We start from the raw sequence: 14,777 nt of genomic DNA on the forward strand, positions 1-14,777 counted from the left end.
GCAAGTGCAACATCGTCGATCAAGGCGGCTGAACGGTGCGAAGGGTGATCTGCGCCCCCGGATTGGAACCGGGGGGCGGTCATCCGGGAGGATGGGGTCATGACCGCCCAGATTCTCGATGGCAAGGCCACCGCAGCCGCGATCAAGTCCGATCTGACCGCCCGCGTGGCGGCGCTGAAGGAGAAGGGCGTCACGCCCGGTCTCGGCACCGTCCTCGTCGGGGAGGACCCCGGCAGCCGCAAGTACGTCGCCGGCAAGCACCGCGACTGCGCGGAGGTCGGCATCGCCTCCATCCAGCGCGAACTGCCCGCCACCGCCTCGCAGGAGGAGATCGAGGCGGTCGTGCGCGAACTGAACGACGACCCCACGTGCACCGGTTACATCGTGCAGCTCCCGCTGCCCAAGGGCATCGACGAGAACCGCATCCTGGAGCTGATGGACCCGGCCAAGGACGCCGACGGCCTGCACCCGATGAACCTCGGCCGCCTCGTCCTGAACGAGCCGGCCCCGCTGCCCTGCACGCCCAACGGCATCCTCACCCTGCTGCGCCGCTACGGCGTCGAGCTGAAGGGCGCCGAGGTCGTGGTCGTCGGTCGCGGTGTCACCATCGGCCGTCCGATGCCGCTGCTGCTGACCCGGCGCAGCGAGAACGCCACGGTGACCCAGTGCCACACCGGCACCCGCGATCTGTCCGCCCACCTCAAGCGGGCCGACATCGTCATCGCCGCGGCCGGCTCCGCGCATCTGATCCGGCCCGAGGACATCAAGCCCGGTGCGGCCGTCCTCGACGTCGGCGTCTCCCGCAACGCCGAGGGGCGGATCGTCGGCGACGTCCACCCCGGCGTGGCCGAGGTGGCCGGCTTCGTCTCCCCGAACCCGGGCGGGGTCGGCCCGATGACCCGCGCCCAGCTGCTCGTCAACGTGGTCGAGGCGGCGGAGCGCAGTGCCGGCTGAGGACGGGGACGACCTCCAGGTACGGGACGCGGTCAGCGCGCCCGACGCCGACGGGCGGCCGCGGCGCACCACCCGGCGCTTCCCGCTGTTCACGCGGGACACCGCGCGACCGGAGGGCGGCGGCCGGGCCGCGGGCGGTGACGCGCCGGCGCCGGCCCGGCAGTGGCCGATGCTGGCGGTGCTCGGGCTGGTCGCGGTGGGCCTGCTGGTGACGGCACTGGGCGCGTTCCGGATCGGCACGCTGCTGATCGGTGCGGCGCTGCTCGGCGGGGCCGTGCTGCGCTGGGTCCTGCCGGGCGTGGGCATGCTCGCGGTCCGCTCCCGCTTCACGGACATCGTCACCTACGGCGTGCTGGGCCTGGCCATCGTCCTGCTGGCCCTGATGGCCCAGCCCGGCCCCTGGCTCCAGATCCCGTTCCTGAAGGACACCCTCCACTTCACGGTCAGCAGCAACTGAGACGACCCCCGGGCGCACAACACCGCGTGAGCCTGGGAGCCCGAGCCCTGCGCGCCCGCCTGGCGCGGGGCGCGCCCTCTTGGCCTCGTCGGCCGCAGCCCTGCGCGTGCCCGCCCGGCGCAGCCGCCCCGCCGGGCGCCGCCGTCCCGCCCGGCGTCCGGCCGCCACCGGCCTGGGCGGTCCGCACCCGGCGCCGTCGACGCGCCGGCCATCGGCGCGGCCGTGATGTGCGCCCGTGCGCGCAGGGGCGTGGCCTCTGTGCCGGGCGGGGCGGTCGTGGTGTGTCGGGGCCGCTCGGCTCCGGGCGTCGGGCGGGTGGCACGCGGGGCGCGCCTTGGGTGGTTCGTGGCCGGTGCTGCAACCGGCGGGGTACATCCGGCGTTTGACTCGCTGGGCGGGACCGCGGCGTTACGCTGCGGCGATGCGTTTGAGCATGGCCATGCCCCGTCCCTCTGTCGTGGATCCGCTGATCGCGCTCGGCATGCTCGCGGTGGCCGTGCTGCTGGGGCGGGAGTCGGTGGCGCAGGGCTGGCCGGAACTCGACGCCCGCGCCCTGCTGCTGGTCGCGCTCGCCCACCTGCCGGTCGCGGTGCGCGGCCGCCGGCCGCTCGCGGTGTTCGCGGCCGTCCTGCCGGCCGCGCTCGTCTACGTCAGCCTCGGCTACTGGCCGGTGGTGTGCACCTTCGGCCCCATGCTCGCCCTGTACACGGTGGCGTCGGCGCGTCCTGCCCGCGTCGCCGTCGGCTGCGCGGTCTGCCTGGCCGCGCTGTGGGTGTACGCCGGTGCCGTCACCGACGGCTCCGCCATGGGCTCGGTGGTGGGGCAGGCGCTGCTGTACACCTCCGTGCTGGTGTGGTTCGGCACGCTGGCGCGACGCTCCGCCGAGCTGACCCGGCGGCTGCGCGCCGAGCAGGCCGAGCGGGCCCGGCGGGCGGTGGCCGAGGAACGCGGGCGGATAGCCCGGGAGTTGCACGACGTGGTCGCGCACCACATGTCGGTGATCTCGGTGCAGGCGGGACTCGCCCGGTTCGTCTTCGACGCCGACCCGGCGACGGCCCGCTCCGCGCTCGGCACCATCGCCGGGACCAGCGCGGAGGCCCTGGAGGAGCTGCGCCGCATGCTCCACGTGCTGCGCGAGGAGGACCCCGAGGCCCCCGAGCACGCCGCCATCCCGACGCTGGCCCGGGTCGGCGACCTGGTCGAGCGCATCCGCGCCGGCGGCGTCCCGGTGGAGCTCGCCGTCGAGGGCACCGCACGGCCCCTGCCGCCCGGTGTCGAACTGTGCGCGTACCGCGTGGTGCAGGAGGCCCTGACGAACGTCCTCAAGCACGCCCGGCACGCCCACGCGCGCGTGGAGCTGCGCTACAGCCCGCACGAGCTGACGGTCACCGTCACCGACGACGGCCGGGGGGCGATTTCGGACGATGTCCCGGCCGGCCCGGGACACGGCTTGATCGGCATGCGGGAACGGGCCAAGCTCTACGGCGGGACGATCAGCGTCGGCCCGCGCGCCGAGGGCGGATTCCAGGTCAGGCTGAGCCTGCCGGCGTCGCACCGCACCAGCTGAGCAACGTCGGGGGGACGGCGGACGGATGACCAGAGTGCTCGTCGTCGACGACCAGTTCCTCATCCGGGCCGGCCTGGTGGGCCTGCTGGACGCGGCGCCCGGCTTCGAGGTGGCCGGCGAGGCGGGCGACGGCGCCGAGGCGGTGCGACTGGCCGCGCAGACGCGTCCCGACGTGGTCCTGATGGACATCCGCATGCCCGGCATGAACGGCATCGAGGCCACCGCGCGCATCCTCGCCGAGGCCACCGACCCCGTCCCGCGCATCCTGATCCTGACCACGTTCGACCTCGACGAGTACGTCTACGGCGCGCTGCGCGCGGGCGCGTCGGGCTTCCTGCTGAAGGACTCCGGGCCCGAGCGGCTGCTGGCGGCGGTACGGGCCGTGGAGGGCGGCGACGCGCTCTTCGCGCCGAGCGTCACCCGCCGCCTGGTCGAGGCCTTCGCCCGGCACCGCGACCCCGAGGGGCGCGCCGACGCCCCTCCGGACCTCGCCGCGCTGACGTCCCGGGAACGGGAGGTCCTCACGCTGACCGCCCGCGGCCTGTCCAACCTGGAGATCGCCGACCGTCTCTACATCAGCGAGGCCACGGTCAAGACCCACCTCAACCGCACCATGTCCAAGCTGGACCTGGACAGCCGCGCGCAGGCGGTGGTGGTGGCGTACGAGACGGGACTCGTCGTCCCCGGCCGCTGACACCGCCGTACTGGACTGCACTCGTCGTCCCCGGCCGCTGACACCGCCGTACCGCAGCCAAAAAGCGGCGGCGGACCGTCCTCTCCCCCGAGCGGGGACGGGCCGCCGCCGGGAGCAACGTTTGCGCACGCCGCGGGGGCTGTTCAACGGCTGTCAGCGCGCTGTGCCACGGAAGTGACCATTCCGCTACCGTGTCCTGAACCTGCCACACCCGCGGAACCGTTTCCGCGTCCGCTGTCGTCACCCGATCCGACCGGGTAGGGACGAGGGCGCGCACGGAGGTGGCGATGAGCGGCTGGCGGCCGCTGCCGGACGGGCTGCCGCCGGAGGTACGGCACTTCGTGGCGCAGCTCAGGGAACTCAAGGACGCGACCGGGCTCAGCCTGGCCGCTCTCGGCGCCCGCACCGCCTACAGCAAGTCCTCCTGGCAGCGGTACCTCAACGCCGTACAGCCGCCTCCCCGGCAGGCCGTCGCCGCGCTCTGCCGGGTCGCCGGGCTGACCGCGCAGGACGCCGAACGGGTCGCGGTACGCCACGAGGTGGCCGTCGAGGCCTGGCCGCGCCCCGAGCCCACCGCCGCCGCGGAAGGCGAGCCGTACCACGACGATCCGACGGTGCCGTGGTGGGAGCGCCCGGCGGAGCCGCCCCCGCCCCGCGCCACCGGGCGGCTGCCGCTGCTCGCCGCCGTCCTGCTGCTGTGCGCCTTACTGGTGCTCGCGGCCGTCGGGGTCCTCCTCGCCGCGTGACGATGCCGGCCCGCCGCGTGACACCGCCGGCCGGGATGCCCGGGACGGCCCACTGGACGGCGCGCCGCCGGCGTGCGACGGTGCACGCCCCGCTGCCGCACGCTCCCGTGCGCTCCCGTCCCGGGAACTGAGATCCTTGGTGGGCGCATCCCTGTGGGTAGCCAGAACGGGCACCACGGCACAGGGCGCCCGGCGCGGGGGAACGACCAAGCACGTCACGGGGGGAAGAGGGGGAAGCAATGCCTCGTTGGAGGGCCTTGCCGGACGATCTCGATCCGCAGATCAAGGAGTTCACGGAGCAGCTGCGGCGGCTCGTGGACCGCAGCGGCCTGGGCATTGCCGCGCTGGCCGACCGCACGGGCTACAGCAAGACGTCCTGGGAGCGTTACCTGGGCGGCCGGCTCCTCGCGCCCAAGGGCGCGATCGTGGCGCTGGCCGAGGTCACCGGCACCCACCCCGTTCACCTGACCACGATGTGGGAGCTGGCCGAACGCGCCTGGAGCCGTTCGGAGATGCGCCACGACATGACCATGGAGGCCATCCGGATCTCGCAGGCGCGCGCCGCCCTCGGCGACCTCGCGGCTCCCGAGGCCGGCGAGCGCGGCGGGCGGACGGCCCGCAAGGGCGGCAGTGCCACCGCCACCCCGGTCGCCGGACCCGCGGGCGTGTCCCCGACGGTGCCGCAGCAGCCGACGGGTTCCGACGCCGACGCCAACGCCGGCGACAGCGCGCGGCCGAACTCGTGGGGGATGGCCGGCTACCGCGGTCCGTCCCCGGTCGGTGGCCGCCCCGGCGCCGGGACACCCACGGCCGCCGCTGCCGCCCAGGGCGCCGGGCAGGGCGCGGGCCAAGGCGGCGCCCGTCCGAACGGCGGCGCGCCCAAGGGGCCGCGGCCGCCCGCGGGGAACACCGGCAAGCAGCGGCTGACGATGTTCCTCGCCGGGCTCGTCGGCGTCCTCGTCGTCATCGCCGCGGTGTTCTTCTTCACCGAACGCGGCCGCGATACGAAGAACGAGGGCAAGGACGCCTCCCCGTCACCGACCGCCACCGCCCCCGTGAACCTGCCGCCCGGCGTCAAGTGCAGCGGCGCGAGCTGCACCGGCAAGGACGCCGAGGCGATGGGGTGCAGCGGCAACCTGGTGACCACCGCCAGCACCGCGACCGTCGGCGCCACCGTCGTGGAGGTGCGCTACAGCAAGACGTGCGGCGCGGCCTGGGGCCGTATCACCCGGGCCGGCCAGGGCGACACCGTCCGGGTCAGCGCGGGCGGGGCCACCCAGGAGGGGTCCATCACGGCCACCGGGGACGCCATCGCGTACACCCCGATGGTGGCGGTCAAGGACGCGGCCGACGCGAAGGCCTGCGCCACGCTGGCATCCGGGCAGAAGGGATGCACCAAGTAGACGCACGGCAAGCTGGCGCACCGGGTGCGCGAAGCGCGCGGGCGGAACCGGCGTGCGGAGCGACCGGCCGGGCCGGGTGCGCGGAGCACGCGCCAGGACCGGGTGCGCCGAGCAAGCGCGCGAATGGGGTGTGCGAAGTGAAGAAAGAAGGGAAATCGGCGCGGAGGCGCATGGCTTCGGCCGGCGCGGGCAGGCGAACGGTATCCCCCCACGGGAGTCCGGAAACGGTACCCCCACCGGCGGCCGCCAGGTCACTCCTCTCCCGGACCGGCGGCCGCCCCCCTTTTCCCGCCGCTTTCGCCATCGATGTGCCACTCTGTGGGGTGGGCCACACGGACCCGGCCGTCCGGCCTGCCGGATGCGCGATAGCCTGACCGCTGGATCTCTCTTGATACCAAGAGATCGATCATCCGCCCGGGGCAGGGACGCCCCACCGCCAGCTGTCATACGGAGAACGCCATGACCCGCACTCCCGTGAACGTCACCGTCACCGGCGCGGCCGGCCAGATCGGTTACGCCCTGCTCTTCCGCATCGCCTCCGGCCAGCTGCTCGGCGCGGACGTGCCGGTCAAGCTGCGCCTGCTGGAGATCACCCCGGCCCTGAAGGCCGCCGAGGGCACGGCCATGGAGCTGGACGACTGCGCGTTCCCGCTGCTGCAGGGCATCGACATCACCGACGACCCGAACGTCGCCTTCGACGGCACCAACGTCGCCCTCCTCGTCGGTGCCCGCCCCCGCACCAAGGGCATGGAGCGCGGCGACCTGCTGGAGGCCAACGGCGGCATCTTCAAGCCGCAGGGCCAGGCCATCAACGCCCACGCCGCGGACGACGTCAAGGTCCTGGTCGTCGGCAACCCGGCGAACACCAACGCGCTCATCGCGCAGGCCGCCGCCCCGGACGTACCGGCCGAGCGCTTCACCGCGATGACCCGTCTGGACCACAACCGCGCGCTGACCCAGCTCGCGAAGAAGACCGGCACCACGGTCGCCGACATCAAGCGCCTGACGATCTGGGGCAACCACTCCGCCACCCAGTACCCGGACATCTTCCACGCCACGGTCGCCGGCAAGAACGCCGCCGAGGTCGTGAACGACGAGAAGTGGCTGGCCGAGGACTTCATCCCGACCGTCGCCAAGCGCGGCGCCGCCATCATCGAGGCCCGTGGCGCCTCCTCCGCGGCCTCCGCCGCCAACGCCGCCATCGACCATGTCTACTCCTGGGTCAACGGCACCGCCGAGGGTGACTGGGTCTCCATGGGCATCCCGTCGGACGGCTCCTACGGCGTCCCGGAGGGCCTGATCTCCTCCTTCCCGGTCACCTGCAAGGACGGCAAGTACGAGATCGTGCAGGGCCTGGAGATCAACGAGTTCTCCCGTACCCGCATCGACGCCTCCGTCCAGGAGCTGGTGGAGGAGCGCGAGGCGGTCCGCGGTCTCGGCCTGATCTGAGCCCGGCGCGCCCGAGTGGATCTTCGGCGGCCGGTGCGCTACAGTTGATCACACACCGGCCGCCGGGAAATCCGGCGCCAGGCTGTGCGTTGGTGGTCCAAGGAAAGACGCCCCGCTTCCTGCGGGGAGATGCAGGTGCAAGGCCTGCCCGGCGCTCCGTATGACGAGGCCCGTCCCGCATGACGCGGGGCGGGCCTCGTCGCGTCCTGGGTCACCGCCCACCCGCCGGCCGCTCAGCCTTCTCCTGTCAGCCGCTTCTCGAACCAGTGCCCCGCGTACACATGCTCCGAGTACGCCGGGATCTCCCGGTAGCCGCTCGCCCGGTACATCGCCTGCGCCTCGCTGAGCACGGCGTGCGTGTCCAGCCGTACGACGGTGAAGCCGCGCCGCAGCGCCTCGGTCTCCAAGGCGTGCAGCAGCCGGCGGGCCAGACCCAGCCGGCGGGCGTCCGGATGCACCCACACGTGCTTGATCTCCGCCACGCCCGGCTCCAGCCGTCGCAGCGCCCCGCAGCCGACGGGTCGGCCCTCCTCGTACGCCACGAAGAACGCGCCCGCCTCTCCGGACACCTCCTCGGGGGCGACGAGGTCGGAAGCGTCGAAGCCCTCCGGGAAGCGCGCGTCCAGGTCGGCGGCGTAGGCGGCCAGGCAGGCCCGGGCGTCCGGTGAGGCGCCGTCGACGCGCTCCACGGTGAGCGCGGCCAGCCGCAGCAGGCGGTGGGCGGTGTCCAGGGCCTCGGTGAGCCGCTCGCGCTGCCCGTCCGTCAGCCCGCCCAGCAGGCCGGTCGCGAGGGCGTCGGCGCGGCGGTTCTGCTCCTTGATCTCCACGCGTCCGGCGGAGGTCAGCTCGACCGTGCGTACCCGGCTGTCGTCCGGGTGGGTGCGCAGCCTGACCAGTCCCTGGCCCTGGAGCGCCTTGACCATCCGGCTCAGGTAGCCCGCGTCCAGGCCGAGCCGCGCCCGCAGGTCCCGCAGCGGGACCCCCGCCCCCGCGGCCCCGATCTCGAACAGCAGACGCGCCTGCCCGAGCGGGCGGTCCTGCCCGAGGTAGTGGTCGTCCAGGGCCCCGATCCGCCGGGTGTACGCACGGTTGAACCGGCGCAGGGCCGAGACGTGCTGCGCCGACACGGGCTCCATGTCCTCCATGTCTTTGACTGTAGTCAAAGAACGGCCGGATGTCCCGGGTTGGCCCGAGATCACTACTGAGTCTTTTGTCCGTTTATGTTCCTGATTTCCGTGAGGCAGCGCACTTTCGGCAACGGATTCCGCATGCCGTTCAGGGGTACGGGCATGCGCTCACGGTCCCCGTGGGGGACGCGGAAGTGACCCACGGGCACCGAACAGGAACGGAAGGCAAGTACCGATCATGGCGGACCACATACAGCAGAACGCGGGGCGGACCCATTACGTGGGCGGGGAATGGCAAGGCTCCGTCTCCGGAGCCACGCGCGAGATCCTCGACCCCGCGGACGGCCGGCCGTTCGCCGTGGTCGCCGAGGGCGACGAGAAGGACGCCGACCTGGCCGTCGCCGCCGCCCGTGACGCCTTCGCCGGCGGACAGGGCGCCTGGCCGCGCACCCCGGTCGCCGAACGCGCCGCCGTGCTGCGCCGCGTCGCCGACCTGCTCGTGCGCGACCGCGACGAGATCGGCCTGCTGGAGAGCCGGGACGCGGGCAAGACCGTCGAGGAGGGCCGCGTCGACGTCGACTGCGTCGCCGACGCCTTCCGCTACTTCGCCGACCTGGTCGCCGGCGAGGCCCCCGGCCGGGTCGTCGACGCCGGTACGCCCGACGTCCACAGCGTCGTCGTCCATGAGCCGGTCGGTGTGTGTGCGCTGATCACCCCCTGGAACTACCCGCTTCTCCAGGCCAGTTGGAAGATCGCGCCGGCCCTCGCCGCGGGCAACACCTTCGTGATCAAGCCGAGCGAGATCACCCCGCTGACCACGGTCGCGCTCATGGACCTGCTGACGGAGGCCGGAGTGCCGGCCGGTGTCGCGGGCCTCGTCACCGGCCCCGGGCACACCGTCGGCGCCCGCCTCGCCGAGCACCCGGACGTCGACCTGGTCTCCTTCACCGGCGGCCTGGCCAGCGGCACCAAGGTCGCCCAGGCAGCTGCCCCCGGCGTGAAGAAGGTCGCCCTGGAACTCGGCGGCAAGAACCCCAACGTCGTCTTCGCCGACGCCTGCGCCACCGACGAGGGCTTCGACACCGCCGTCGACCAGGCCCTGAACGCCGCCTTCATCCACAGCGGCCAGGTCTGCTCGGCCGGCGCCCGGCTGATCGTCGAGGAGTCCGTCCGCGAACGCTTCGTCGCCGAACTCGCCCGCCGCGCCCAGAAGATCCGCCTCGGCCGCGGCACCGCCGACGGCGTCGAGTGCGGCCCGCTCGTCTCCGAGCAGCACCGCGCCAAGGTCGAGGCGTACGTCGCCTCCGCGCTGGCGGAAGGCGCCGTGCTGCGCTGCGGCGGCAAGCGGCCCGAACCCTCCGACGTCCGCCCGGAGTCGGGTTACTTCTACGAGCCGACCGTCCTCGACGCCTGCCACCGCGAGATGCGCGTCGTGCGCGAGGAGGTCTTCGGCCCGGTCGTCACCGTCGAGACCTTCCGCACCGAGGACGAGGCGGTCGCGCTGGCCAACGACACCGAGTACGGCCTGGCCGGCGCGGTGTGGACCGCCGACGCCGGACGCGCCCGCCGGGTCGCCGGACTGCTGCGCCACGGCACCGTCTGGATCAACGACTTCCACCCCTACCTGCCGCAGGCGGAGTGGGGCGGCTTCGGCAAGAGCGGCGTCGGCCGCGAACTCGGCCCGGCCGGGCTCGCCGAGTACCGCGAGACCAAGCACGTCTACCAGAACCTCGCGCCGAAGCCCGTCCGCTGGTTCGCCGGCTGAGCCCCGCCTCTTCCCCGACAGCTTCCTGGAGTAACACCCCCATGCCCCCCGTGCACCAGAACACCCCCCACGAACACGTCTACGACTACGTCGTCATCGGCGGCGGCACCGCCGGCTCCGTCATCGCCTCCCGGCTGACCGAGAACCCCGACACCACCGTCGCCGTCATCGAGGGCGGCCCCAGCGACGTGGGCCGCGACGACGTGCTCACCCTGCGCCGCTGGATGGGCCTGCTCGGCGGCGAGCTCGACTACGACTACCCGACGGTGGAACAGCCCCGCGGCAACTCCCACATCCGGCACAGCCGCGCCCGCGTGCTCGGCGGCTGCTCCTCGCACAACACCCTCATCTCCTTCAAGCCGCTGCCCTCCGACTGGGACGAGTGGGAGGACGCCGGCGCCAAGGGCTGGGGCGCGGTGCCGATGGAGGCGTACTACGCGCGGCTGCTGAACAACATCGTCTCCGTCGACGAGAAGGACCGCAACGCCATCGCCCGCGACTTCGTGGACGCCGCCCAGTCGGCGCTCGGAGTACCCCGCGTCGAGGGCTTCAACCGCAAGCCGTTCACCGAGGGCGTCGGCTTCTTCGACCTCGCCTACCACCCGGAGAACAACAAGCGTTCCTCGGCGTCGGTGGCGTATCTGCACCCGGTGATGGACTCCCGGCCCAACCTGACGATCCTGCTGGAGACCTGGGCGCACAAGCTCGAGATCACCGACGGCCGCGCCGAGGGCGTCCATGTGCGCACCAAGGACGGCGAGGAGCTGCTGATCCGGGCCCGTGGCGAGGTCGTGCTGTGCGCGGGCGCCGTCGACTCGCCGCGCCTGCTGCTGCACTCCGGCATCGGCCCCCGCAAGGACCTCGAGGCGCTCGGCATCCCCGTCGTCCAGGACCTGCCGGGCGTCGGCGAGAACCTGCTCGACCACCCCGAGTCGGTCATCGTCTGGGAGACGAACGGACCCATTCCGGAGAACTCCGCGATGGACTCCGACGCCGGCCTGTTCGTGCGCCGCGACCCGGACCACGCGGGCCCCGACCTGATGTTCCACTTCTACCAGATCCCGTTCACCGACAACCCGGAGCGACTGGGCTACGAGCGCCCGGAGTTCGGGGTGTCGATGACGCCGAACATCCCCAAGCCGAAGTCCCGCGGCCGGCTGTACCTGACCAGCCCCGACCCGGCCGTCAAGCCCGCGCTGGACTTCCGCTACTTCACCGACGAGGACGACTACGACGCCCGCACCCTCGTCGACGGCATCCGCATCGCCCGTGAGATCGCCGCCACCGAGCCGCTGTCCGGCTGGCTCAAGCGCGAGGTGTGCCCCGGCCCGGAGATCACCTCGGACGAGGACTTGAGCGAGTACGCCCGCAAGGTCGCGCACACCGTGTACCACCCGGCCGGCACCTGCAAGATGGGCGCCGCCGACGACGAACTCGCCGTCGTGGACCCGGAGCTGAGGCTCCGCGGCCTGGACGGCATACGGATCGCCGACGCGTCCGTGTTCCCGACCATGACGGCCGTCAACCCGATGATCGGAGTGCTCATGGTCGGGGAGAAGGCCGCCGACCTGATCGGAGGTGAGGCGCGATGACCATGACCGTGCCCACACGCAAGCCCCCCACCACGACCACCGGCCCCGCCGCCCCGGTCTTCTCCGTCGACGGACTGTGGAAGGTCTTCGGCCCCAAGGCGGACCGCATCCCCGGCGACCCCGAACTGACCGCGCTGGACGCCGCCGAGCTGCGCGCGCGCACCGGCTGCACCGCCGCCGTCCGGGACGTCTCCTTCGACGTGCGCAAGGGCGAGGTCTTCGTCGTCATGGGCCTGTCCGGCTCCGGCAAGTCCACGCTGGTGCGCTGTCTGACCCGGCTCATCGAGCCCACCGCCGGGACCATCGCCATCGACGGCGAGGACGTGCGCGCCATGGACCGCTCCCGGCTGCGCGAACTGCGCCGCCACCGCGCCGCGATGGTCTTCCAGCACTTCGGTCTGCTGCCGCACCGCACCGTCCTCGACAACGTCGCCTACGGCCTGGAGATCCAGGGTCTCGGCCGGGCCGAGCGCCGTGAGAAGGCCGCCGAGATCGTCGCCAAGGTCGGCCTGGAGGGCATGGAGCAGCGCCGCCCCGGCCAGCTGTCCGGCGGCCAGCGCCAGCGGGTCGGCCTCGCCCGGGCCCTCGCGGTCGACCCCGAGGTCCTGCTGTTCGACGAGCCGTTCAGCGCGCTCGACCCGCTGATCCGGCGGGACATGCAGGAGGAGGTCGTCCGGCTGCACCGCGACGAGGGCCGCACGATGGTCTTCATCACGCACGACCTCAGCGAGGCCCTCAAGCTCGGCGACCGCATCGCGCTGATGCGCGACGGCCGGGTCGTCCAGCTCGGCACCCCCGAGGAGATCGTCGCGACCCCGGCCGACGACTACGTCCGCGAGTTCGTCCGCGACGTGCCGCGCGAACAGGTCGTGACGGTCCGCAAGGCCATGCGGCCGGCCTCGGCCGACGAGGCCGGCAGCGGCCCCGCGGTCCGCCCGGACGCCACGGTGTCGGAGGCGATCGAGGCGGTGGCCCGCGCGGGCGAACCCGCCCGCGTCGTCGACCAGGGCCGCTGCCTGGGCGTCGTGGACGCGGACACGCTCCTCGGCGTGGTCGCGGGCGCCGCCACCGAGGCCGAGGGGGCCTGATGGCCACCGTCACCGCAACCCGTCCCCGTACCGCCCCCGCCTTCCTCACGCGGCCCGCGGTCCGCAAGCTCGCCGTGCTCGCCCTGCTCGCCGCGATCGTCGTGCCGCTCGCCACCAGCCACTGGCCCGGCACCGCCTGGCCGAGCGCGCTCACCGTCGACCTCACCCAGCCGCTCACCAAGGTCAGCGACTGGATCATCGACCACCGCGACAGCCACCCGCTGTTCCTCTACTTCTTCGGCTACGTCTCCAACGCCGTCGTCGTCTCCGTACGCGCCGTCTACCTGCTGCTCCTCGGCCTCGGCTGGGCCGGAGTCACCGCGCTCGGCGCGCTGGTGGCCTGGCGGGCCGCCGGGGCGCGGCTCGCGCTCGGCACGGCGGTGGCGTTCCTCGCCTGCGGGCTGCTCGGCATGTGGGTCCCCACCATGCAGACGCTCGCCCTCATGGTCGTCGCCGTCCTCGCGTCCGTGCTGGTCGGTGCCCTGCTGGGGCTGGGCGCCGGGCTGTCCGGGCGGCTGGACCGGGCGCTGCGGCCGCTGCTGGACACCATGCAGGTGCTGCCCGCCTTCGCCTACCTGCTGCCGGTCGTCCTGGTCTTCGGCATCGGCGTCCCCGCCGCCGTCCTCGCCACCGTCGTCTACGCCGCCCCGCCCATGGCCCGCCTGACCGCGCTCGGGCTGCGCGGCGCGGACAAGGAGGTGCTGGAGGCCGTCGACTCGCTCGGCGCCACCTCCCGGCAGCGGCTGCTGACCGCGCGTATCCCGCTGGCCCGCAAGGAGCTCCTGCTCGGCCTCAACCAGACGATCATGATGGCGCTGTCCATGGCCGTCATCGCGTCCGTGATCGGCGCCGGCGGCCTCGGTGACCGCGTCTACCAGGCGCTGGCCTCCGTCGACGTGGGCGCCGCCCTCGCCGCCGGCATCCCGATCGTGCTGCTCGCCGTCGTCCTGGACCGGGTGACCGGCGCGGCCGGCGCGGGCATGCCGCGGGTGCGGCGCTCCCTCGCCGCCGGCGCGCTCGCCGCCGTCGTCGCCGTCGCCCTCGCGGGCCGCTTCGCCGGGGCGCTGGAGTGGCCGTCCGGCTGGACCGTCGGCATCGCCGAGCCGGTCAACCGGGTCGTCGACTGGATGACCTCCCACCTGTACTCCGGCGTGCCCGTGATCGGCGGCACCGCCGAGTGGGCCGCGCACTTCACCACCTGGGTGCTCGACCCGGTCCGCTCCACGCTGCTGTGGCTGCCGTGGTGGTCGGTGCTGCTGATCGTCGCCGCGCTCGCCTGGCTGATCGGCACCTGGCGCACCGCGCTCACCGCGGTTCTCGCCATGGGCGTGATCGGTGCGCTCGGCGTGTGGAAGCCGTCCATGGACACCCTGTCCCAGGTGCTGGCCGCCGTCGCGGTCACCCTCGTCATCGGCTTCGCCACCGGCATCGCGGCCGCCCGCAGCGACCGCTTCGAGCGGCTGCTGCGGCCGGTGCTCGACGTCTTCCAGACGATGCCGCAGTTCGTGTACCTGATCCCGGTCGTCGCCCTGTTCGGCGTCGGCCGCGCCCCGGCCGTCGCCGCGGCCGTCGTCTACGCGCTGCCCGCCGTCGTCCGCATCACCACGCAGGGCCTGCGCCAGGTCGACCCGGCCGCGCTGGAGTCCGCCCGCTCGCTCGGCGCGACCCCCGGCCAGCAGCTGCGCCAGGTCCAGCTGCCGCTCGCCCGGCCCGCGCTGCTGCTCGCGCTCAACCAGGGCGTGGTCCTCGTCCTCGCCGTCGTCATCATCGGCGGTCTGGTCGGCAGCGGCGCCCTCGGCTACAGCGTCGTCTTCGGCCTCGCCCAGGGCGACCTCGCCACCGGCCTGGTCGCCGGCATCGCGATCGTCTGCCTCGGCCTGATGCTCGACCGGGTGACCCAGCCGACGGACCGCCGCGCCGGGAAGGGAGCCTGAC

12 protein-coding genes are annotated in these 14,777 nt (G+C 73.4%); 11 read left to right on the plus strand and 1 reads right to left on the minus strand.

Going from position 1 to position 14,777, the window contains the following annotated elements; translation table 11 throughout:
- Positions 1 to 99: 99 nt before the first annotated feature.
- The 7 genes from ACZ64A_RS20120 (at position 100) to ACZ64A_RS20150 (ending at position 7,270) form a co-directional block, all read left to right on the plus strand.
- Positions 100 to 954, plus strand: coding sequence for a bifunctional methylenetetrahydrofolate dehydrogenase/methenyltetrahydrofolate cyclohydrolase (locus ACZ64A_RS20120; RefSeq protein ID WP_469811781.1), 855 nt, complete (start codon positions 100 to 102; stop codon positions 952 to 954).
- Positions 944 to 1,411: a DUF3017 domain-containing protein gene (locus tag ACZ64A_RS20125; RefSeq protein WP_469811782.1), complete on the plus strand. Its 468-nt coding sequence runs from the start codon at positions 944 to 946 to the stop codon at positions 1,409 to 1,411. The genes ACZ64A_RS20120 and ACZ64A_RS20125 overlap by 11 nt, the downstream gene beginning before the upstream one ends.
- A 421-nt stretch (positions 1,412 to 1,832) precedes the next feature.
- A complete protein-coding gene (locus tag ACZ64A_RS20130; protein WP_469811783.1) occupies positions 1,833 to 2,978 on the plus strand; it encodes a sensor histidine kinase in 1,146 nt (381 codons plus the stop codon).
- 25 nt (positions 2,979 to 3,003) lie between these two features.
- Entirely contained in the window at positions 3,004 to 3,672 is a 669-nt protein-coding gene (locus tag ACZ64A_RS20135; RefSeq protein ID WP_469811785.1) for a response regulator, read from the plus strand.
- A gap of 287 nt (positions 3,673 to 3,959) precedes the next feature.
- Entirely contained in the window at positions 3,960 to 4,418 is a 459-nt protein-coding gene (locus tag ACZ64A_RS20140; protein WP_469811786.1) for a helix-turn-helix domain-containing protein, read from the plus strand.
- A 257-nt stretch (positions 4,419 to 4,675) separates the two neighbouring features.
- Entirely contained in the window at positions 4,676 to 5,821 is a 1,146-nt protein-coding gene (locus ACZ64A_RS20145; RefSeq protein ID WP_469811787.1) for a helix-turn-helix domain-containing protein, read from the plus strand.
- 459 nt (positions 5,822 to 6,280) lie between these two features.
- Positions 6,281 to 7,270: a malate dehydrogenase gene (locus tag ACZ64A_RS20150; RefSeq protein ID WP_469811789.1), complete on the plus strand. Its 990-nt coding sequence runs from the start codon at positions 6,281 to 6,283 to the stop codon at positions 7,268 to 7,270.
- Between the two features lie 233 nt (positions 7,271 to 7,503).
- On the opposite strand, the gene ACZ64A_RS20155 is transcribed toward ACZ64A_RS20150, so the two are convergent.
- A complete protein-coding gene (locus ACZ64A_RS20155) occupies positions 7,504 to 8,415 on the minus strand; it encodes a GNAT family N-acetyltransferase (protein ID WP_469811790.1) in 912 nt (303 codons plus the stop codon).
- Positions 8,416 to 8,635: 220 nt separating this feature from the next.
- Between ACZ64A_RS20155 and ACZ64A_RS20160 the strand changes: the two genes are divergently transcribed.
- Genes ACZ64A_RS20160 through ACZ64A_RS20175 form a run of 4 tightly spaced genes read left to right on the plus strand, consistent with a single transcriptional unit; the run spans position 8,636 to position 14,776 of the window.
- Entirely contained in the window at positions 8,636 to 10,162 is a 1,527-nt protein-coding gene (locus tag ACZ64A_RS20160; protein WP_469811791.1) for an aldehyde dehydrogenase family protein, read from the plus strand.
- Positions 10,163 to 10,203: 41 nt separating this feature from the next.
- Positions 10,204 to 11,754: a GMC family oxidoreductase gene (locus ACZ64A_RS20165; protein WP_469811793.1), complete on the plus strand. Its 1,551-nt coding sequence runs from the start codon at positions 10,204 to 10,206 to the stop codon at positions 11,752 to 11,754.
- On the plus strand, positions 11,751 to 12,842 hold the full coding sequence (locus ACZ64A_RS20170; protein ID WP_469811794.1) for a quaternary amine ABC transporter ATP-binding protein: 1,092 nt from the start codon (positions 11,751 to 11,753) through the stop codon (positions 12,840 to 12,842). Before ACZ64A_RS20165 ends, ACZ64A_RS20170 begins: the two co-directional genes overlap by 4 nt.
- Positions 12,842 to 14,776: an ABC transporter permease gene (locus ACZ64A_RS20175; RefSeq protein WP_469811796.1), complete on the plus strand. Its 1,935-nt coding sequence runs from the start codon at positions 12,842 to 12,844 to the stop codon at positions 14,774 to 14,776. The genes ACZ64A_RS20170 and ACZ64A_RS20175 overlap by 1 nt, the downstream gene beginning before the upstream one ends.
- The last annotated feature ends 1 nt before the right edge of the window (position 14,777 follow it).

This window comes from Streptomyces sp. NPDC104814, assembly GCF_055583185.1.

Coding starts and splice junctions, on each gene's coding strand:
- ACZ64A_RS20175 (WP_469811796.1), top strand. CDS start 12,842: ATGGCCACCGTCACCGCAACCCGTCCCCGTACCGCCCCCGCCTTCCTC.
- ACZ64A_RS20120 (WP_469811781.1), top strand. CDS start 100: ATGACCGCCCAGATTCTCGATGGCAAGGCCACCGCAGCCGCGATCAAG.
- ACZ64A_RS20170 (WP_469811794.1), top strand. CDS start 11,751: ATGACCATGACCGTGCCCACACGCAAGCCCCCCACCACGACCACCGGC.
- ACZ64A_RS20140 (WP_469811786.1), top strand. CDS start 3,960: ATGAGCGGCTGGCGGCCGCTGCCGGACGGGCTGCCGCCGGAGGTACGG.
- ACZ64A_RS20165 (WP_469811793.1), top strand. CDS start 10,204: ATGCCCCCCGTGCACCAGAACACCCCCCACGAACACGTCTACGACTAC.
- ACZ64A_RS20150 (WP_469811789.1), top strand. CDS start 6,281: ATGACCCGCACTCCCGTGAACGTCACCGTCACCGGCGCGGCCGGCCAG.
- ACZ64A_RS20135 (WP_469811785.1), top strand. CDS start 3,004: ATGACCAGAGTGCTCGTCGTCGACGACCAGTTCCTCATCCGGGCCGGC.
- ACZ64A_RS20130 (WP_469811783.1), top strand. CDS start 1,833: ATGCGTTTGAGCATGGCCATGCCCCGTCCCTCTGTCGTGGATCCGCTG.
- ACZ64A_RS20160 (WP_469811791.1), top strand. CDS start 8,636: ATGGCGGACCACATACAGCAGAACGCGGGGCGGACCCATTACGTGGGC.
- ACZ64A_RS20155 (WP_469811790.1), bottom strand. CDS start 8,415: ATGGAGGACATGGAGCCCGTGTCGGCGCAGCACGTCTCGGCCCTGCGC.